General features: G+C 45.7%; 15 protein-coding genes. 8 read left to right on the top strand and 7 right to left on the bottom strand.

What is annotated here, in order from left to right; translation table 11 throughout:
* Window positions 1–45: 45 nt before the first annotated feature.
* From truA to fabB, 5 genes are all read right to left on the bottom strand, one after another.
* A complete protein-coding gene (truA, locus tag IEW88_RS07280; RefSeq protein WP_147903896.1) occupies window positions 46–840 on the bottom strand; it encodes a tRNA pseudouridine(38-40) synthase TruA in 795 nt (264 codons plus the stop codon).
* 179 nt (window positions 841–1,019) lie between these two features.
* Window positions 1,020–3,839, bottom strand: a complete 2,820-nt coding sequence (locus IEW88_RS07275; protein ID WP_185148573.1) for a FimV/HubP family polar landmark protein — start codon at window positions 3,837–3,839, stop codon at window positions 1,020–1,022.
* 278 nt (window positions 3,840–4,117) lie between these two features.
* Window positions 4,118–5,137, bottom strand: a complete 1,020-nt coding sequence (locus IEW88_RS07270) for an aspartate-semialdehyde dehydrogenase (protein ID WP_147903898.1) — start codon at window positions 5,135–5,137, stop codon at window positions 4,118–4,120.
* 136 nt (window positions 5,138–5,273) lie between these two features.
* Window positions 5,274–6,407 carry a 4-phosphoerythronate dehydrogenase gene (locus IEW88_RS07265; protein ID WP_147903899.1) on the bottom strand — a complete coding sequence of 378 codons (1,134 nt, stop codon included), beginning with the start codon at window positions 6,405–6,407 and terminating at the stop codon, window positions 5,274–5,276.
* Between the two features lie 133 nt (window positions 6,408–6,540).
* Entirely contained in the window at window positions 6,541–7,755 is a 1,215-nt protein-coding gene (fabB, locus tag IEW88_RS07260) for a beta-ketoacyl-ACP synthase I (protein WP_147903900.1), read from the bottom strand.
* Window positions 7,756–7,920: 165 nt separating this feature from the next.
* Here fabB and mnmC point away from each other — a divergent pair, with 165 nt between their 5' ends.
* Genes mnmC through IEW88_RS07245 form a run of 3 tightly spaced genes read left to right on the top strand, consistent with a single transcriptional unit; the run spans window position 7,921 to window position 10,828 of the window.
* Complete coding sequence (mnmC, locus tag IEW88_RS07255; RefSeq protein ID WP_229670361.1) at window positions 7,921–9,765, top strand: bifunctional tRNA (5-methylaminomethyl-2-thiouridine)(34)-methyltransferase MnmC2/FAD-dependent 5-carboxymethylaminomethyl-2-thiouridine(34) oxidoreductase MnmC1; 1,845 nt, start codon at window positions 7,921–7,923, stop codon at window positions 9,763–9,765.
* Window positions 9,766–9,770: 5 nt separating this feature from the next.
* Window positions 9,771–10,385, top strand: coding sequence for an Hpt domain-containing response regulator (locus IEW88_RS07250; RefSeq protein ID WP_147903902.1), 615 nt, complete (start codon window positions 9,771–9,773; stop codon window positions 10,383–10,385).
* On the top strand, window positions 10,370–10,828 hold the full coding sequence (locus tag IEW88_RS07245; RefSeq protein ID WP_147903903.1) for a response regulator: 459 nt from the start codon (window positions 10,370–10,372) through the stop codon (window positions 10,826–10,828). Before IEW88_RS07250 ends, IEW88_RS07245 begins: the two co-directional genes overlap by 16 nt.
* Before the next feature lies 1 nt (window position 10,829).
* Here IEW88_RS07245 and IEW88_RS07240 read toward each other — a convergent pair whose 3' ends face one another.
* Window positions 10,830–11,714: a flagellar protein MotY gene (locus IEW88_RS07240; protein ID WP_229670359.1), complete on the bottom strand. Its 885-nt coding sequence runs from the start codon at window positions 11,712–11,714 to the stop codon at window positions 10,830–10,832.
* A 111-nt stretch (window positions 11,715–11,825) separates the two neighbouring features.
* On the opposite strand from IEW88_RS07240, the gene rnt reads away from it, so the two are divergent.
* On the top strand, window positions 11,826–12,503 hold the full coding sequence (gene rnt / locus IEW88_RS07235; RefSeq protein WP_053423758.1) for a ribonuclease T: 678 nt from the start codon (window positions 11,826–11,828) through the stop codon (window positions 12,501–12,503).
* Between the two features lie 63 nt (window positions 12,504–12,566).
* Here the strand turns inward: rnt and IEW88_RS07230 are convergent, their stop codons facing one another.
* Window positions 12,567–12,905, bottom strand: a complete 339-nt coding sequence (locus tag IEW88_RS07230; protein WP_053423759.1) for a Grx4 family monothiol glutaredoxin — start codon at window positions 12,903–12,905, stop codon at window positions 12,567–12,569.
* A 225-nt stretch (window positions 12,906–13,130) separates the two neighbouring features.
* Here IEW88_RS07230 and IEW88_RS07225 point away from each other — a divergent pair, with 225 nt between their 5' ends.
* The 4 genes from IEW88_RS07225 to IEW88_RS07210 all read left to right on the top strand — a co-directional run bounded on the left by IEW88_RS07225 (window position 13,131) and on the right by IEW88_RS07210 (window position 18,684).
* Entirely contained in the window at window positions 13,131–13,715 is a 585-nt protein-coding gene (locus IEW88_RS07225) for a Fe-Mn family superoxide dismutase (RefSeq protein ID WP_053423760.1), read from the top strand.
* A 230-nt stretch (window positions 13,716–13,945) separates the two neighbouring features.
* Window positions 13,946–15,868 (top strand): PrkA family serine protein kinase, encoded by a 1,923-nt coding sequence (locus IEW88_RS07220; protein ID WP_147903904.1) that lies wholly within the window; start codon window positions 13,946–13,948, stop codon window positions 15,866–15,868.
* 21 nt (window positions 15,869–15,889) lie between these two features.
* Window positions 15,890–17,158, top strand: a complete 1,269-nt coding sequence (locus IEW88_RS07215; RefSeq protein WP_147903905.1) for a YeaH/YhbH family protein — start codon at window positions 15,890–15,892, stop codon at window positions 17,156–17,158.
* Window positions 17,159–17,181: 23 nt separating this feature from the next.
* Window positions 17,182–18,684, top strand: coding sequence for a SpoVR family protein (locus IEW88_RS07210; RefSeq protein WP_221411393.1), 1,503 nt, complete (start codon window positions 17,182–17,184; stop codon window positions 18,682–18,684).
* Window positions 18,685–18,820: the final 136 nt, after the last annotated feature.

Here is an 18,820-nt window from a genome sequence, read left to right as displayed (position 1 = left end):
AAGCACAAAGCCATGATAGAACCTATAGCTAACTGGTCGTAGTAGTTAGCAGAATGTGTCGGGTAGGAACAAGGGACCCAGTGGCATTTTCGGAATACCAAAGTGTTCAGGGTAGTCCACATCCACCAGATACAAGCCTTCCGCTTTGGCTGTTGCTGCAGCTAATGTTCGATCTTTAGCAGCCAGCAACTCTGCAATCCATTCTGGTTCTTTTAAGCCCATACCGACTTGTAGCAAACTGCCGGTTATATTTCGAACCATATGGTGCAAAAAAGCATTGGCCTTAATATCAAGCACGATAAACTGCCCTACCCGGCTTAAGTGCAGATGCATCAGATTACGGAAGGGGCTGTGTGATTGGCACTGGATAGCACGAAATGACGTGAAATCATTTTCACCCAGCAAATGGACAGCGGCTTGCTGCATCAGTTCAATATTCAGTTCCTGATGATAATGACTTAAACCAGCACCCAAAATGGCGGGCCTGAATTTATTGTTGTAAATGACATACCGGTAACGACGCGCTGTTGCAGAAAAACGGGCATGAAAATCATCTGATACTTCCTTTGCCCAGCGCACGGCTATGCCATCTGGCAGATTGGAGTTCGCGCCCATAATCCAGGCACGCATATCGCGGGTAGCGTCAGTATCAAAATGCACCACCTGCCCTGTGGCATGCACGCCGGCATCAGTGCGGCCAGCACAGGATAATTCGATAGTCGTATTGGCAACCTTGGATAACGCAGCTTCCAAATGACCTTGCACACTTGGCACTTCACGTTGCCTTTGCCAGCCAAATAAACCGACACCGTTGTATTCAATACCTAACGCAATTCGCATTCTGACTCCCACCATTTAGGAGCAGAAGTATAACTCAGCCATAGAGGGAAACTCACGAATTTTAACGACAACAGCCTGCGCTCACAGCAAAAACAGAGGCATGATCTAGCTTTCGCAGATTAAGGCATAAACAGAACTAAGGAACTACTGACTCAGAGCCAAGGCTCTGAGTCAGTGATTTAAAGCTGACTTTTTAAGCTCTGAGCTTCCTGTTTGATATGTTCTGGTGCTGCGGAATTTAACACTTTATCAATCAGGTGTTCCGCACCATCCTGTTCGCCAATTTCAATATAAGCGCGGATTAAATCCAGATCGGCGGCGAAACCTTGTTCTGTTGGATCCAGTTCTGGTTCATGCTGTGCAGCGATAAAATCCTGATAATCCTCCAACCCAACATCTCTATTGCGCACAAGGTTTTGACTAAGCTGCGGCTCATCTTCAGAATCATCCAACAGCTTGTCCAGCGCCAGTAAAGACAGCTCAAGATCATCAGATTGAGCCAGCTTCGATGCTGACAGTTGTTCCTGCTCAGCAACCTCTGTTGCCACATCGCTATCCGCGGTATCTTGTTCGCCTGTATTCTGTGGTATGGCACTTAAGTCAGGTGTAGCGGGCTCAAGCGAATTTAACTCAGCCAGTACTGCATCCGTTACCTGCTCATCTGCCAGCTTGGTTTGAGTGTCAACCTGAGCATAATCAGCCAGTAACGCATCAAAATCTGTACCTTCCAAAGCATCAAGCTCAGCGGAGATATCCTCATTTGCCTGTTGAGTTGCAGCGGTATCTGCCGCAGCGACCTCGGCAGTATGGATCTGGTCCTCATCCAATTCATCCTCCGCCTCATCAGCAGATATGGCATCATCAGAAAATTCCAGCTCCGGATATTCCTCCAGTACTTTACTGGGATTCTCCACAGATACGCTTGCTGCGGACACCCGGCTGACGCTCAAATCCTCCTGCAGCTCCAGCTCATCAGGCAACGACTCGATCAACTCAGCGTCCACGGCCTGTTCCGTCAGATCTTGCCACACATCTTTGGCTTCAGTTTCCGTCAGCTCTGCTGTTACCTCAGGCTCAACTTCGTCTGCCAATTCGGCTAAATCGGCGTGATCAGCATGAAAATGAGCAGGCATTTCTGCTCCATCTTGCTGTTTTGCTTCATCCGACAACAGTAACGCCACATCATCCGGGCTCAGCGGATAATCATCTTCGTCAAATTCCAGATGAGTATCGGTAGATAGCGCCGTATCAAATTCAGGCGTAAGTTCCTCAGGCAAACCAGACTCGTCGAGTTCAGGTTCACTGACTGTTACAGAGCTGGTAGCGTCAGGCCAGTTTGCAGAGCCGTCCAGCAATGCATCAATATCTATCTCGCCATCCTCCCCCATCTCTAAAGATGTAGGTGTTGATAGCTCCTCGTCAGCAAGTGATTCAGCAAATTCATCCAATTCTGAACTATCAAAATGCGATTGTTCAGGTTTTACATCGACTAAATCTTCTGCCGCAGTGTCGGCTTTAGTTTCAGCGCCGTTATCGGCAATAACTTCAACTTCAGGCACTTCTGAAGTCACCACTAACTCATCAAGCAGTGAGTCAAAGTCGACTTCTTCGACCTCTTCAATTTCGTCCAGGCTGAACTCGTCCCTGGTTTCAGCGGCAGCAATGGCAACCAGTTCATTGTCAGGTTCGTCGAGTTCAATTTCCTCAATCAGCTCATCCAGCTCGTCTGGTGTCTGCTCTGTTTGCTTTTGCTTTTGTTCTTCAGCTAATTGCTCTGCGACCGCCTGAGCAAATACATCTTCGGTATCATCCAGTTCAGGCTCTTCATCAAACAAGGCCGATAAATCAGCACCAGATAAAATATTATTTGGATCAAAATCTTTTTCGGCTTTGATAGGTTGATCCAGCAGGTCGTCCAACAACTGGTCATCCATTGAGCTGGCATCGAGTAAATCCTTACTGTCGAGCAAATCATCGTCGTTCATCAGAATGTCATCGAACTCGTCAGCATGAGTATCGAGTAACATATCGTCATGTAAATCTATGGGTTCATCATCCAAACGTATGCCTTTACTGCCCGTATCCAGCAAAGACTCATCCAGTGTCATCAGGCTACTTTCGTCAAAGTCGAGACTTTCATCCAAAGGAGGCAGCGGTGAGCGGTAACCCGATTCTTGCTGAGGCACAGCTGTGGCTGCTGTGACTATTTGTTCTGATTTTCTGGTACGGCGTTTAATCCAGCCTAATACCGCAAACAACACAAACAAAGTGGGTAAAGTCGCAAGAAGGACCCAGGTCAGACTGCTGGAGGAAATCTTTTGCCACAGCTCGGCAAAATTTGTCCCTTGCTGCTCCCGCTCAATCTGCGCTCTTTGTTGCGCTAGCATTTCTGCTTGTTGTGCCACCAGTAATTGTAACTGCTGCTGTATTTCACTGTCTTTATCCACTTGGGATTTCATTAACAGCATTTGATCAGCCAGTTGATCCAGTTTGTCTTTCAAAGCGGTGTTATCTGCTAATACAGCTTCAACCGTTACTTTTGATTCATCCAGCTTTTTCTGTAGATCAAGCAGTTGTCCTTGTTGTTGTCCCTCAACACGGATCAACTCCTTTTTAATTTCTTGCTTGGCTTTGTCTACGTCTTTCTGTTGCGCTGTGTTGACGCCCTGCTTCACTTTCGCTGCAGCAGCTGCGCGCACCCGGTCAGCCCAAATACGGTCATCTTCTTCTGATTTACGCTGTGCATCCACAGCATCCACCTGCAGTATTTCGTCTACATTAGGGATAGCTAAAAATGAACCGACATTCAGATGGTTAAAGTTATCATCAAGAAAAGATTGTGGATTTTTCAGGTAGATGGCGTACATCACCTGATAAATATTTAAACCTGGATGAGGCCGAACTTCTTCAGCAATACGCCATAAGGTATCGTTTGGGGTTAAAGGGCCGACCCTGCTGCGATCCGGATTTTCGGTGCTTTTAGGACCCTTGAGACGCACAGTGGTGTCCGCAGTAGCCTGAACGCTGCAAATCTGCAACACAATACTAAAAATGAGAAGCCCAACTAAACGCATCGATGATCCCTTAAGGCCGGAGATTATTTTTTCTGACACAAAAACACTGCAAACATCGTTCCATAACTGAATAGTAAACCAGAAGGATGTCACTGGCTACGCTTAAACAACATCTGCATATCTGAGTACATCGGCCGAAAAGTCCATTGCTTTAGAAACAACAAAGGCTCCATCAGGAGCCTTTGTTTCTGTTGAGTATATTTTTACAGATAATCACGAATTAAATGTTCTGCGATCTGAATGCTGTTAGTTGCGGCGCCTTTACGGATATTGTCCGCAACAACCCATAAGTTAATACCGTTTTCATGAGTGAAATCCTGACGAATACGGCCAACAAACACATCATCCTGACCGGCGGCATTGCCTACCTGAGTCGGGTAATCAGCATTCTCTTCCATCAGAGTCACACCTGGTGCATTGGCTAACAGAGCTTTGACCTGTTCCACACTGATTGGCATGCGGGTTTCCAGATGCACAGCTTCAGCATGACCATAAAACACAGGCACACGCACCGCAGTAGCATTGACGGAAATACTGGCATCCCCCATAATTTTTTGGGTTTCCCAATGCATTTTCATTTCTTCTTTGGTGTAACCATTATCCAAAAATACGTCAATTTGTGGAATACAGTTGAACGCTATCTGACGGGCAAACTTCCCCCCTTCTTCTAAAGGACGCCCATTGAGTAACTGCGCTGTTTCTGTGGCTAAAGCTTCCACACCTTGTTGGCCTGCACCAGCAACCGATTGATAAGTAGCCACATTAATACGACTGATACCTACAGCATCATGAATAGGTTTTAACGCCACCAGCATTTGAATGGTGGAACAGTTCGGGTTGGCAATGATATTGCGGTTACGAAACTCAGCAATAGCATGCGCATTCACTTCCGGCACCACTAATGGAATATCGGCTTCGTAGCGGAAATGCGAGGTGTTGTCGATCACTACGCAACCTGCATCCGCAGCACGGGGGGCATAAGTTGCAGACACACTGCCACCTGCAGAGAACAAGCCTATTTGCACCTTAGTCCAGTCAAAGGTCTCAGCATCCAGTACTTCGATTTGTTTACCCTTAAAGGTGACATGGCCACCAGCGGAGCGGCTGCTGGCTAAAGGATAAAGTTTATTGACTGGAAAATCGCGCTGTTCCAAAATTTCAATTAAATGCTGGCCTACTAAACCTGTAGCACCTAACACAGCGACGTCGTATTGCTGAGCCATGGTTATTCCCCTCTGATTACTGGCTGCTTTACCCTTCTTACTTAACGCTGCCGCATTGTTGACTTCGATCGAAGCCCCAGTCACATAGGACTACTATGCTCCTGGGGTCTCGCTCGCTTGTCGCCGCGCTGCAACGTCAATTAATTTGGGTGTTAAAACCTAATGTTGTTAAAAACTCAGGCACCTCTTGTCCTGTCAGCCGCACCGAACTGAATTCACGCCGCGGTGGGTATGACTTTCTAAGCCAGTCAAAACCTTGTGTTTTTTTGTCTTGCATCATATAGAAACGAAACAAAGCATCGTCCCGGCGTACATCATATAACAGCCGGGCTAAATTTTGGACATCTAAAAGTCTAAAATTTGAATTTATTTTCAGCTCTGAAATTTGAGGTTCTGGTAACACCTGCGACAGTGACTTGGTCGGACTGAGCTCCAACTGCTGGCAAAGTGCCTGATACAACATTTCAGTACCGCGGGCTTTGCCTTCAATGCTGTGGCCTGCAATATGCGCACTGGCTATATCTGTATGAGGAATTAACCTTAAATCAGGTTCCGGTTCATTGGCCCATACATCCAACACCAGTGGCCTATGGTGGCCTGATTGGGCTTCTGCCAATAAAGCCTCGTTATTAGTCACCTCACCACGGCAGGCGTTAATTACTGCACAATCCGGCTTAAGTCGTTTTAAAGTCCGACTATTGAGTAAATCTACTGTGGCGTCTGGCCCGTTTTTCACCAAAGGCACATGAAAGCTGACGATATCAAGCTGGGGTAATAATTCCTCAAACGGAATATGTGGAAAATCAACTTCAGTGGCTGCACGCTCTGGATCACAGCATAAAACCCTGACAGACAATGCCTGCAACACACGTACCAGCAACTTGCCTATATTTCCGACTCCAACCACGCCCACAGTCTTTTGCTGTAGATTCCATTGGTACTTTTCACAGAGTACGAAAATACTACTCAAGACATACTCAACCACAGACTGAGCATTGCAGCCAGGCGCACTGCTAAAACCAATACCCCGTTGTTGCAGATACGCCTGATCAATGTGATCGGTGCCAATGGTGGCAGTACCAACAAATTTCAGCTTTGGGCTTTTTGCTAACAAATGCTGATTGACTTTGGTGACAGAACGCACCAGCAGCACATCAGCATCACTCATCTGCTCTGAAGTCAAAGTACGGCCATTCACCAGCCTGACTTCGCCTAAATCAGCAAAGAAATCATTGACGTACGGCATATTTTCGTCGGCATATATTATCATCTGTATCAGTCCTGAACGGGAATAGCGACATTGTAACGACAGGGTTTGCATTGAGCTATCGGATTTCGGAACTTTTGATAAGCCAATAAAAAAGGCCAGGCTACAAGCCTGACCCTTCAAAGGATAATGGAGATTAGCCCTGATATTTTTGCATCACTAAAGTGGCATTAGTACCACCAAAACCAAAGCTATTGGACATCACAGTGGTTAATTTGGCTTCTGTCGCTTTAGTCACGATATTTAAACCTGCAGCTGCTTCATCCAGGTTGCTGATATTAATAGAAGGAGCAATAAAGTTATGCTCCATCATCAACAGCGAATAAATGGCTTCGTGCACACCAGCAGCCCCTAAAGCATGACCAGTCATAGCTTTAGTTGCACTAATGGCTGGCGATTTGCCGCCAAAGACTTGCTGGATAGCACCTAATTCTTTGACATCACCGACCGGCGTGCTGGTACCGTGGGTATTAACGTAGTCGATTGGACCTTTGACGTCTTTCATCGCCATTTCCATACAACGCACTGCACCTTCACCACTTGGCGCGACCATGTCGTAACCATCTGAAGTTGCGCCGTAACCGACGATTTCAGCATAAATTTTAGCGCCACGGGCTAATGCGTGTTCCAGCTCTTCCACTACTAAAATACCGCCACCGCCGCTGATGACAAAACCATCACGGTCAGCATCATAAGTACGTGACGCCAATTCAGGCGTTTCGTTGTATTTAGTCGATAAAGCGCCCATGGCGTCAAATTCCATCGCTAAAGTCCAGTGCACTTCTTCTCCACCACCGGCAAAAATAATGTCCTGTTTGCCAAGCTGAATAAGCTCGACCGCATGACCAATACAGTGCGCACTGGTTGCACAGGCTGAGCTGATGGAGTAGTTCACGCCTTTGATTTCAAAAGGAGTAGCTAAACAAGCTGAACAGGTACTCGACATGGTTTTTGGCACAGCATAAGGACCGACACGTTTCACGCCTTTTTCACGCAAAGTATCAGCAGCTTCAATCTGAGTTTTAGACGAAGCACCACCAGAGCCGACCACTAAGCCAGTGCGGAAATTTGATACTTGCTCCGGTGTTAAGCCGGCATCTTCAATAGCCTGTTGCATAGAGATGTAGGCATAAGCTGCTGCATCCCCCATAAAACGTAAAGCTTTACGGTCTATTAAAGCGGCAGTATCAATGTCAATCTGGCCCCAAACCTGTGATCTCAGACCCATGTCGGCAAATTCCTGCGACGCTTTAATGCCTGAGCGTCCAGCCTTTAACGAGTTCAGCACCTGCTGTTTATCGTTACCAATGCTGGATACTATGCCTAACCCTGTGATCACTGCTCTTTTCATGCTTGCTCCAAACAAAAAATCGGATGTCTTTTAGTAATTGCGCCACATTGTACGGAGTTTCTTGTCGAAACTGGTCCGCTTTCAGCGTACAGCTGTACACTATTATCTATTTATATTGCGCCTAAGTTACAATACCTTATTCTTTTTCGATAGAGTTTGATTTCCTTGCAACAGGCTAAAGTTCACTACAACGATGCTGGCACACCGGTCTCGGAGCTGTTTGGCGATATTTATTTTTCTGACAATGGCGGTCTGGATGAAACCGATTATGTATTTTTGCATAAAAATCAGCTACCTGAACGCTGGTCTACCCATCCACGCCCATTTTTTCATATCGCAGAAACAGGCTTTGGTACAGGTCTAAACTTTCTGCTGACCTGGCTGAGATTTCGGCAATACAAAGCCCAATCAACTACTTGTCAGCGGCTGTATTTCAGTAGTTTTGAAAAATTCCCCTTTAGCAAAACAGACTTAACCAAAGCCTTGGCGGCCTGGCCGCTACTGGCTGAACTTACCAACTTACTGATAGAAAGTTACCCTGTTGCTTTACCCGGCCCACATCGCATGATCTTTGATAATGGTTCAGTAGTACTGGATTTATGGCTGGGTGATGTGAATGAATTACTGCCCCAAGTGCCGGCGCAAAACAAAGTAGATGCCTGGTTTTTAGATGGTTTTGCCCCCAGTAAAAACCCGGATATGTGGCAACAAAATTTATTTAATCAGATGTTCAGACTAAGCCATAGCACCACTACCGCTTCTACTTTTACCTGTGCAGGTTTTGTCCGCAGAGGTTTAAATGACGCAGGTTTTTCTGCCAGAAAAACCAAAGGCCATGGCCAAAAACGCGAAATGTTAATTGCCACAGCGGAGCAAGCGGAGGAGCTTAGCGCCGCACCATCAGAGCAGATCACCGTGATAGGGGCTGGCGTTGCGGGTATTAATGCTGCTTTTGCCTTATGGCGAAAAGGCTTAAAAGTGCAACTTCTATGTGCGGATGAAGCAGCAGGAATGGGCGCGTCTCATAATCGTCAAGGCGCTGTCTACCCTAACCTGCATGCGACTTACGATTTGATGTCGTCCTTAAGCTGTCAAAGTTTTTTATATGCCAGACAGTTTTATGCCAATTGGCTGGAAAAATTAGCAGTGGCCGCTCAGTGGTGCGGTGTATTAACTTTGGCCTGTAACGATAATCTGGCTAAACGCCAACATAAAATCCTGCAGCAAGCTTTTGCCTCAAGCGGTTTATTCAGCAGTTTCACCAAAGAACAAGCTTCAGAAATAGCAGGTTTGACCTTACCTTATGATGGACTATTTTTCCCAAGCGCAGGCTGGTTATGCCCTCAGGACTATTGCCAGCAGATGGCTAATTGGCTTAGCAGCCAAGGCGTAGAGATTATCTACAGGACCCAAGTACAACAAATCACAGAGCGCGAACACTATTGTGAACTGGAAACATCTGCCGGAACTTTGCAAGCAATCACAGTGATACTAGCCACTGGCGCAGAATTAAATGCTCTGAACTATCAGGAATCTTTCCCGCTTCGAAAAATTCGCGGCCAGGTCAGTCATCTGCAAAGCCAAACGATGACGCCACTAAAAACTGTAGTTTGCCATCAGGGTTACATCACCCCAGCCCATCAGCAATTGCATTGTGTTGGAGCTACCTTTGATCGCAGCAATGGACACAGCGAAGTGCTGGAAGCCGATAATCAACAAAATCTCGATCTAGTTAATCAGACATTAGGACAACCTGACTGGTTTGAGGATGTTGAAGTCATATCTGCCAAAGCAGGCTTACGCGCCACTGTGCCAGATCATATGCCTGTACTTGGTCAGCAAAAACAACTCTGGCGTTTTGGCGCTTTAGGGGCGCGAGGTTTAACCTGGGCGCCTTTACTTGCCGAAGTTTTGGCTTGTGCCATTATGAAAGAGCCACTACCTTTAACGGTACAACAGCTCGATAGTATTGATATACAACGTTATCTTACCCACAGCACAGCGGAATAACATAGTTGAACTTACTTTTTGCTGAAGACGATGAACTACTGGCCCAGCTGTTTCAGTTACAGGCTGAAATTCTGGGCTATCAGGTCCTGTGGGTAGCAAATGGTGATCTTGCAGTGCAGCAGGCTTTAAGTTACCAGTTTGATCTGCTCCTTATGGATATTCAGATGCCCGTCATGGATGGGATCAGTGCGATGCAGCTATTGCGTCAGCTGGGCTATGACAGACCTATTATCGCCATGTCAGCCGAAGAAGTGCCAGCCACAGGCTTTGATCTGGTGCTGAAAAAACCATTGCAATGGCCAGAGCTACAGCAGCAACTGGCAAAGTTTAAGGCTATTCCTTCAATAGAATTAGAACTGCCAACAGAGCTGAAAGAGGCTTATCTGGCGCATGCTAAACAGTTAGTACAGCAACTGGCTACACTCGCAGAACAACAAAATTGGATTGATTTTATGGCTATTGTGCATCAACTTAAAGGCAGTGCTGCCAGCTTTGATTTAGCACCTTTGGGTCAACTGGCCGATCAATTGCAAAAAGAATGGAAAACTATCCCGGCAGGACAAAGAACAGAGCGCGCCACCTATTTTCTGGAGCAGTGCAAGGCATGCAAACTAAAGTAAAAGTACGGGAACAAAAAATATTGTTAGTGGATGACCTGGAATACAACAGGCAATTACTGCGTAACAATCTTACCGCTTTGTTTTCAAAAGAAAAACTGAGATACAGAGCCTTCAATTATTTTCAGGCACACAATGCGTCCACGGCGTTACTCACCTTTAGCCAGCAACTACCGGAGCTGGTATTTTTGGATATTGAGCTGCCTGATGGTTCAGGTCTTGAGCTACTAAAACGTTTTAAAGAACTAAAACCTGAATGCTTTGTCGTGATGGTCAGCGGAGTCAGCACACTGGAAAACGTCAAAACCAGCATAGCCTCGGGTGCAGCGTCTTTTATTGTCAAACCTTTTACCGGTGATAAAATTCTTGCGGTATTAAAACAATTTGACCGTTACTACAACAAGCTTCCTAAAGTAATCGAAGAACCACTGATCCAAAAGCCCTAGATCAGGGCTTTTCCATTTGAATGACAACGCGGCGGTTTTTGGCTCGGCCCAAAGAGCTTTCATTCGAAGCCACGTGACGCTTTTCTCCCAAACCTTCAGTGCGTATTCTATTTTCTTCCAGACCAAAACTGACCAGTTTGGTTTTAATGGCTTCAGCGCGTTTTATCGACAACTGCTCGTTCATCCAACGACCACCAAAGGAATCACTGTAGGCCTGAATATCAATACTCTCGATACTTTGATCATGTTTTAAATAGTCAGCAATTTGCTGCAAACGCTTCTTCGAGGCTTTGGTCAGTTCATCGCCGCCTGATTCGTAGGTCAACACAGTAAAAGCGATATCATCAAAGGTGTAAGGCAATAAAGAACTCACACACTGAGTAAACTGGTCCATGGCTTCAATAAAATGTACAGGATTTAAAGACACGCTCACCTTGTCATAAGGGCTATACCAGTCTGAGAAGTAGAAGGTTGGGCTATAACCTTGCTCCAGCTCAGTCAGCATGATCCAGCTCTCGGCTTTACCTAAATCACCGTCAAACTGTTTCAACATTTTCATGCTACTGATAGCTTTGGCCTGCTCACCCGGACGCCAGACCGGCGGAACTGACAGCACTTCTGCCAAGGCATAATGATCAGGCAAACGCAACATGTTCAATTCAAACTGCATGTTCAGCTCTTTTCCGGCTGTGCTTCGGAAAAACGCTTCACCAAAACGCGGCACTGGATGACTTAGTTCACACACCAAAGGCGAGTTTTGCTTCAAAGACCAGGTAGATTGGTCGACTGTCGCTGAATACTGACGCAACCCGGCCTGCGTCTGAGCAGCCGCCAGCAGAATTGGTACCAGACAAAGCTTATATCGCATAGGTTTCCCTTTTTTCATCTCAACACCTGTTGTTTTTCAACTTCCACCAGGACAAACAAGGTACTCAAACAAGACGCTTTGCAAATTATTTGGCATAATGCCTGCCTATCTTATCAGGACACAGGTCTTATGACTCAAGCTTTACATCCGTTAGCACAACGTTTTCGTGGCTACTTCCCTGTTGTTATCGACGTCGAAACCGCAGGCTTTAATGCAAAAACAGATGCATTGTTAGAAATCGCTGCAACTTTGTTGACTATAGACGAAAAAGGCATGCTTGTTCCAAGCCAGACCTTGCATTTTCATATTGAACCTTTTGAGGGGGCCAACATGGAAGCCAGCTCCTTAGCTTTTAATGGTATAGATCCCTACAACCCGCTTCGTGGCGCAGTTTCAGAGCGGGAAGCTCTGACCGAAATTTGCCGGGCTGTGCGTAAAGCGCAGAAAGATGCCGACTGTCAACGAGCTGTAGTGGTGGCTCATAATGCAGCTTTTGATCAAAGTTTTTTAAATGCAGCCATTGATCGAATTAAATTAAAACGCTCGCCTTTTCACGCTTTTGTATCCTTTGATACCACGACTTTATCTGCGCTGGCTTTAGGTCAGACCGTTCTGGCAAAAGCTTGTAAACAAGCAGGTATTGATTTTGACAACAAAGAAGCACACAGCGCTTTGTATGACACAGAACGTACCGCTGAATTATTCTGCTACATAGTCAATCGTTGGCATCAACTTGGCGGCTGGCCCCCACCTATGCTGATGGATGACTGTGAACAGGAAGAGAGCACGGAATCAGACCCGGCTTAATTCACTTTCTTCTTTAGAAACACAAAAGGCAGCTTGCGCTGCCTTTTTGCTTCAAACACTACATTATTCTGCGCTTTCGCTGTTGTACTTAGCCGCAGTTTCATTAATCAGCGGCTGCAATTCACCACGCTGGAACATTTCCAGAATAATGTCACAACCTCCAATCAGTTCTCCTTCAACCCATAACTGTGGGAAGGTTGGCCAGTTGGCATATTTTGGTAATTCAGCACGGATATCCGGGTTTTGCAGAATGTCGACAAATGCAAAAGGTTGACCACATGCAATCAGGGCTTGAGACGCCTGAGCTGAAAAACCGCAACTCGGTAATTTTGGCGAACCTTTCATATAAATGATAATTGGATTATCAGCCAACTGTTGTTTAATTTTCTCAATGGTTTCCATCTTCAGCCTCTGGCACTACTGGGTTTAAAAATTTGTCTCATTTTACGCTGTGTTTACTCATTTCGCACTTGAGATTTTGCAATACGCCCCAAGAATATGGGGAGCAGACTACTGCATTGCAATAAACTCTGATTGTGAAATTTACGACTAAAACTTGAGTAATTTAGTCGGGTTTTGTAGTCTACGCGATGCAGACCCCATAAACAACGCCTACGGAGAACGACAATGGCTTTCGAATTACCAGCATTACCTTTCGCAAAAGACGCATTATTACCTCACATCTCTCCTGAAACTCTGGATTATCACCATGGCAAACACCATAACGCCTATGTGGTGAAATTAAATTCACTGGTTGAAGGTACTGAATTTGCTGGTAAGTCTCTAGAAGACATCATCCGCACTTCTCAAGGTCCTGTATTTAACAATGCAGCTCAGATTTGGAACCACACTTTTTACTGGAACTGCTTATCACCAAATGGCGGCGGTGAACCAACTGGTGCTTTAGCTGCTGCAATTACTGCACAGTGGGGCTCTTTTGCTGCATTCCAGACTGCTTTTAATGACAAAGCTGTCAATAACTTTGGTTCAAGCTGGACCTGGTTAGTGAAAAAAGCAGACGGTTCTTTAGATATCGTCAATACCAGCAACGCTGGCACACCACTGACTGATAGCTCAGTAACACCTCTGATGACAGTGGATTTGTGGGAACATGCGTACTACATCGATTTCCGTAATGCACGTCCAACCTACCTGAATGCATTCTGGGCATTAATCAACTGGGAATTTGCTGCGAAAAACTTCGCTGCTTAATCTTCGGTTGTTGTAGATCCTCAAGCCCGGCTCGCCGGGCTTTCTTTTTTGTTCCGAATTAAAAACCAGAGGCTCTACGCTGGGCTCCCACCTGTTCTGTGCACGCATCGCTACAAAAAAATTCATATTTTTCTGTGAATTAGTTGAGCGAAGCGCTTTTTTACTGTCTAACCTTACATCAGTGGCTTTATTTGTATTCAGTTCCCACAGACCAGTTTCGGAGGTGCACTATGGGCATTTTTGAGCACTACAAATCCAGATATGAAGCAGCTAAAGAAGAGGAATACAGCATCCAGGAGTATCTGGAGCTGTGTAAAAAAGATAAAAGTTGCTATGCCAGCGCAGCCGAGCGCTTGTTAATGGCCATAGGTCAGCCTGAGCTGATTGATACAGCCCAAGATCCCAAACTAAGCCGATTATTTTCCAACAGAGTGATAGCTCGTTATCCGGCTTTTGCCGAGTTTTATGGCATGGAAGATGCGATAGAACAAATAGTCTCCTACCTGAAGCACTCAGCTCAGGGCCTGGAAGAGCGCAAACAAATTTTGTATCTGCTAGGCCCTGTAGGGGGTGGTAAATCATCTTTGGCCGAAAAGCTAAAATCGCTGATGCAGCAGGTGCCTGTCTATTACATCAAAGGCTCACCTGTGTACGACAGCCCTTTGTGTCTGTTTGATGTCAATGAAGATGGCACTATTCTCGAGCAGGAATACGGCATTCCCAAACGTTACCTGAAAACCATTATGTCGCCATGGGCCAGTAAACGCCTGCATGAATTCAACGGCGATATCAGCCAATTTAAAGTGGTAAAAAAATACCCTTCGATTCTGGATCAAATCTGCATTGCTAAAACTGAGCCTGGTGATGAAAACAATCAGGACATTGCATCCTTAGTAGGTAAAGTCGATATCCGCCAGTTGGAGCATTTTGCCCAAAACGATCCGGATGCTTACAGCTATTCAGGCGCGTTATGCCGTGCCAATCAGGGCCTGATGGAGTTTGTTGAGATGTTTAAAGCACCTATTAAAGTGCTGCATCCACTGTTAACTGCCACTCAGGAAGGCAATTACAACGGTACTGAAGGTCTGGCCGCCCTGCCCTTTGAAGGCATTATTCTGGCACACAGCAACGAGTCGGAATGGCAGACCTTTCGCAACAACAAAAACAATGAGGCCTTTTTAGACAGGGTTTATATTGTCAAAGTGCCTTATTGCCTGCGGGTGTCTGAAGAAGTCAAAATTTACGAAAAACTGCTGGAGCATAGTGAATTAAAAGTCGCACCTTGCTCTCCAGCGACGTTAACCTCGCTGGCACAGTTTGCCGTATTGTCGCGTTTAAAAGCGCCGGAGAACTCCAGTTTATATTCAAAAATGCGGGTGTATGATGGCGAAAGCTTAAAAGACACAGACCCTAAAGCGAAGTCTTACCAAGAGTACCGCGATTATGCGGGCGTGGATGAAGGCATGTCGGGTTTATCCACCCGTTTTGCTTTCAAAATTTTATCCCGTGTCTTTAACTTTGACTCGACCGAAGTGGCCGCTAACCCTGTGCATTTGTTTTATGTGCTGGAGCAGCAGATTGAGCGGGAGCAATTCCCGTCCGATGTGTCAGAGCGTTATCTGGAGCATTTAAAAGGCTACTTAATTCCGAAATACATAGAATTTATCGGCAAAGAAATTCAAACCGCCTATTTAGAGTCTTACTCCGAATATGGCCAGAATATTTTTGACCGTTATGTCATTTATGCTGACTTCTGGATCCAGGATCAGGAATACCGCGACCCAGAAACCGGTCAGTTGTTTGACAGAGCTGCACTGAATGCTGAGCTTGAGAAAATTGAAAAGCCAGCGGGCATCAGCAATCCCAAAGATTTCCGCAATGAAATCGTCAATTTTGTTTTGCGGGCTAAAGCCAAAAATAATGGCAAAAATCCTACCTGGACCAGCTATGAAAAACTTCGCACTGTGATAGAGAAAAAGATGTTCTCCAGCACAGAAGAGCTGTTGCCTGTGATTTCGTTTAATGCCAAAACCTCCACCGACGATCAGAAAAAACATGATGATTTTGTCGACCGGATGATGGAGAAAGGCTACACCCGTAAACAAGTGCGCTTACTGAGCGAGTGGTATTTACGGGTTCGCAAATCACAGTAAGGTCAAAGCCCCGGAGGTTGTATGGCGCATTTTATTGACCGACGCTTAAATGGCAAAAATAAAAGTGCTGTCAACCGACAGCGCTTTATTCGCCGCTACAAGCAGCAAATTAAACAAGCTGTGTCCGATGCCATCAGCAAACGCAGTGTCACTGATATCAACAACGGTGAAAAAGTCTCTATTCCCGGCAAAGACATTACCGAACCTTTTTTCCATCAAGGCCAGGGCGGCCACAGAGAGCGGGTGCATCCTGGTAATGACCAATTCAGCCCTGGCGATAAAATCAAACGGCCTCAAAGCGGACAAGGGGCAGGTTCAGGCCAGGGCGATGCCAGCGCAGATGGCGAAGGCGAAGACGAATTTGTGTTCTCAATCTCCAAAGATGAATACCTGGATTTGTTATTTGAAGATTTAGAACTGCCCAATCTGAAAAAAAACCAGTTGGATAAGCTGGTGCAGTACAAAAATGTGCGGGCAGGTTTTCGCTCTGAAGGCGTACCGACCAATATTGATATAGTGCGGTCCTTACAAGGCTCACTCGCACGCCGTGTCGCTATGACGGCTGGTAAAAAACGTGAACTGCATGAACTGGAAGCTAAATTGGCTTTGGTTGAAGCAGAAGCTGTGCCGGATCAGCATCAGTTGATGGCGCTACGCGAACAGATAGCGCTTTTGGAAAAACGAATAGATGCAGTGCCTTTTATCGACAGCTTTGATTTACGCTTTCGCAATTTCCAGAAACGGCCTGAACCTACCAGTAAGGCGGTGATGTTTTGCCTGATGGACGTATCGGGTTCGATGGATCAGGCGACCAAGGACATGGCCAAACGTTTTTATATCCTGCTTTATATGTTTTTAAGCCGCAGCTATAAAAATGTCGAAGTGGTGTATATCCGCCATCATACCCAGGCCAAAGAAGTCGACGAACAAGAGTTTTTTTACTCACAAGAAACAGGCGGCACTATAGTGTCCAGTGCGCTAAAGATGATGGCAGATATAGTCAAAGACAGATATAACCCAGCCGAGTGGAATATCTACGCTGCCCAGGCCTCAGACGGCGATAACTGGGCCGATGACAGCCCGCAATGTGCCGATTTATTAGCACAGCAAATATTGCCTTTTGTGCGCTATTACGCCTATATCGAAATTACCCCACGGCCGCATCAGAGCTTGTGGCTGGAGTATGAAAAATTGCAGCAGAGTTTTGATAACTTTGCCATTCAGCCGATACGACAAGTCGCAGACATTTATCCTGTATTTCGCGAACTTTTCAAAAAACAGGCCGCTTAGCTACTGACTTCAGGGAGTTGCTTATGTCTTCTGCCACACAAAAACAACCTTTATCCGACGGCCCGGACTGGAGCTTTGAATTATTAGGCCAGTATCAGGCAGAAATTGAACGGGTCGCCAAACTATACAAACTGGACACCTACCCCAACCAGATTGAAGTCATTACGGCCGAACAAATGATGGATGCCTATTCCAGTGTTGGCATGCCTATTGGTTATAACCACTGGTCGTACGGCAAAAAATTTATTCAAACCGAACAAAACTACAAACGTGGCTTTATGGGGCTTGCGTATGAGATTGTGATTAACTCCAATCCTTGTATTGCCTATCTGATGGAAGAAAACACCATGACGATGCAGGCGCTGGTGATGGCGCATGCCTGTTATGGTCATAACTCTTTTTTTAAAAACAATTACTTATTTCGTACCTGGACTGATGCGTCGTCCATTATCGATTATCTGGTATTTGCCAAGCAGTACTTAAGTCACTGCGAAGAAAAATACGGTATCAGTGAAGTGGAAGATATGCTGGATTCTTGTCATGCGCTGATGAATTACGGCGTAGACAGATACAAAAGACCACAAAAAATTTCGATGGATGAAGAGCAAAAACGTCAGAAAGACCGTGAAGCTTATCTGCAATCTCAGGTCAATCAGCTGTGGAAAACTATCCCGAACAAAGACGATTTATCGGCAGAGCATGAGTACCGTTTTCCATCTGAACCTCAGGAAAACATTTTGTATTTTATTGAAAAAAATGCGCCGCTGCTCAAACCCTGGCAACGTGAAATAGTGCGTATAGTACGCAAAATTTCGCAGTATTTTTACCCACAAAAACAAACCCAAGTGATGAATGAAGGCTGGGCTACCTTCTGGCATTACACCATATTGCAGCATCTGTATCAGGAGAACTTAGTTACAGACAAGTTTATTCTGGAAGTACTGCATAACCACACCAATGTGGTATTTCAGCCTGAATACCACAGTAAATATTACTCAGGCATTAATCCTTACGCTCTGGGCTTTGCCATGTTTACCGACTTGCGCCGCATTTGCGAACACCCAACCGCAGAAGACAAAGAATGGTTTCCGGATATCGCAGGCTCGGACTGGCTGGAGACGTTGCATTTTGCGATGCAAAACTTTAAAGATGAGAGTTTTATCAGTCAGTACTTATCACCCAAAGTGATCCGTGATTTCCACTTATTTGCCATCACAGACGATGATCGAGAGAGTACTTTGGAGGTCTCTGCTATTCACAATGCAGAGGGCTATCAACAGATCCGTCAAACCTTATCCGCACAATACAACCTAAGTACCATTGAACCCAATATCCAGGTGTACAGCGCCGATATTACCGGCGATCGCAGCTTAACCTTGAGATTTGTTCCGAATCAGCGCATTCCGCTGGCCGATAATTTCCAGCAGGTACTAAAGCATGTGCACCGGTTATGGGGCTTTAATGTGCAACTGGAGCAACTCAATGAAGATGGCAGCATAAAACTTTTAGGCAGTTGCCCGCTGTAGATTTAAAATGGGGGTCAGATCACATTGTTAACAGTTAACAATGTGATCTGACCCTGAGGGATCCCCACGAATTTTTCATTAAGCAGCCCACCGGACAGCATACTCAGCAGTATGCTGTCTGAACCGTTCGATTATT

Source organism: Rheinheimera tangshanensis (assembly GCF_014645135.1).
GTDB lineage: Bacteria > Pseudomonadota > Gammaproteobacteria > Enterobacterales > Alteromonadaceae > Pararheinheimera > Pararheinheimera tangshanensis.
The sequence above is the reverse complement of the archived record's forward strand: the minus strand, read 5'-3'. Positions and strand labels throughout refer to the sequence as shown.

What these genes read in the sequence shown, in the direction of transcription:
- truA (WP_147903896.1), bottom strand. Translation starts at nt 840, where the DNA reads ATGCGAATTGCGTTAGGTATTGAATACAACGGTGTCGGTTTATTTGGC.
- IEW88_RS07270 (WP_147903898.1), bottom strand. Translation starts at nt 5,137, where the DNA reads ATGGCTCAGCAATACGACGTCGCTGTGTTAGGTGCTACAGGTTTAGTA.
- IEW88_RS07265 (WP_147903899.1), bottom strand. Translation starts at nt 6,407, where the DNA reads ATGATAATATATGCCGACGAAAATATGCCGTACGTCAATGATTTCTTT.
- fabB (WP_147903900.1), bottom strand. Translation starts at nt 7,755, where the DNA reads ATGAAAAGAGCAGTGATCACAGGGTTAGGCATAGTATCCAGCATTGGT.
- IEW88_RS07245 (WP_147903903.1), top strand. Translation starts at nt 10,370, where the DNA reads ATGCAAACTAAAGTAAAAGTACGGGAACAAAAAATATTGTTAGTGGAT.
- IEW88_RS07240 (WP_229670359.1), bottom strand. Translation starts at nt 11,714, where the DNA reads ATGAAAAAAGGGAAACCTATGCGATATAAGCTTTGTCTGGTACCAATT.
- rnt (WP_053423758.1), top strand. Translation starts at nt 11,826, where the DNA reads ATGACTCAAGCTTTACATCCGTTAGCACAACGTTTTCGTGGCTACTTC.
- IEW88_RS07230 (WP_053423759.1), bottom strand. Translation starts at nt 12,905, where the DNA reads ATGGAAACCATTGAGAAAATTAAACAACAGTTGGCTGATAATCCAATT.
- IEW88_RS07225 (WP_053423760.1), top strand. Translation starts at nt 13,131, where the DNA reads ATGGCTTTCGAATTACCAGCATTACCTTTCGCAAAAGACGCATTATTA.
- IEW88_RS07220 (WP_147903904.1), top strand. Translation starts at nt 13,946, where the DNA reads ATGGGCATTTTTGAGCACTACAAATCCAGATATGAAGCAGCTAAAGAA.
- IEW88_RS07215 (WP_147903905.1), top strand. Translation starts at nt 15,890, where the DNA reads ATGGCGCATTTTATTGACCGACGCTTAAATGGCAAAAATAAAAGTGCT.
- IEW88_RS07210 (WP_221411393.1), top strand. Translation starts at nt 17,182, where the DNA reads ATGTCTTCTGCCACACAAAAACAACCTTTATCCGACGGCCCGGACTGG.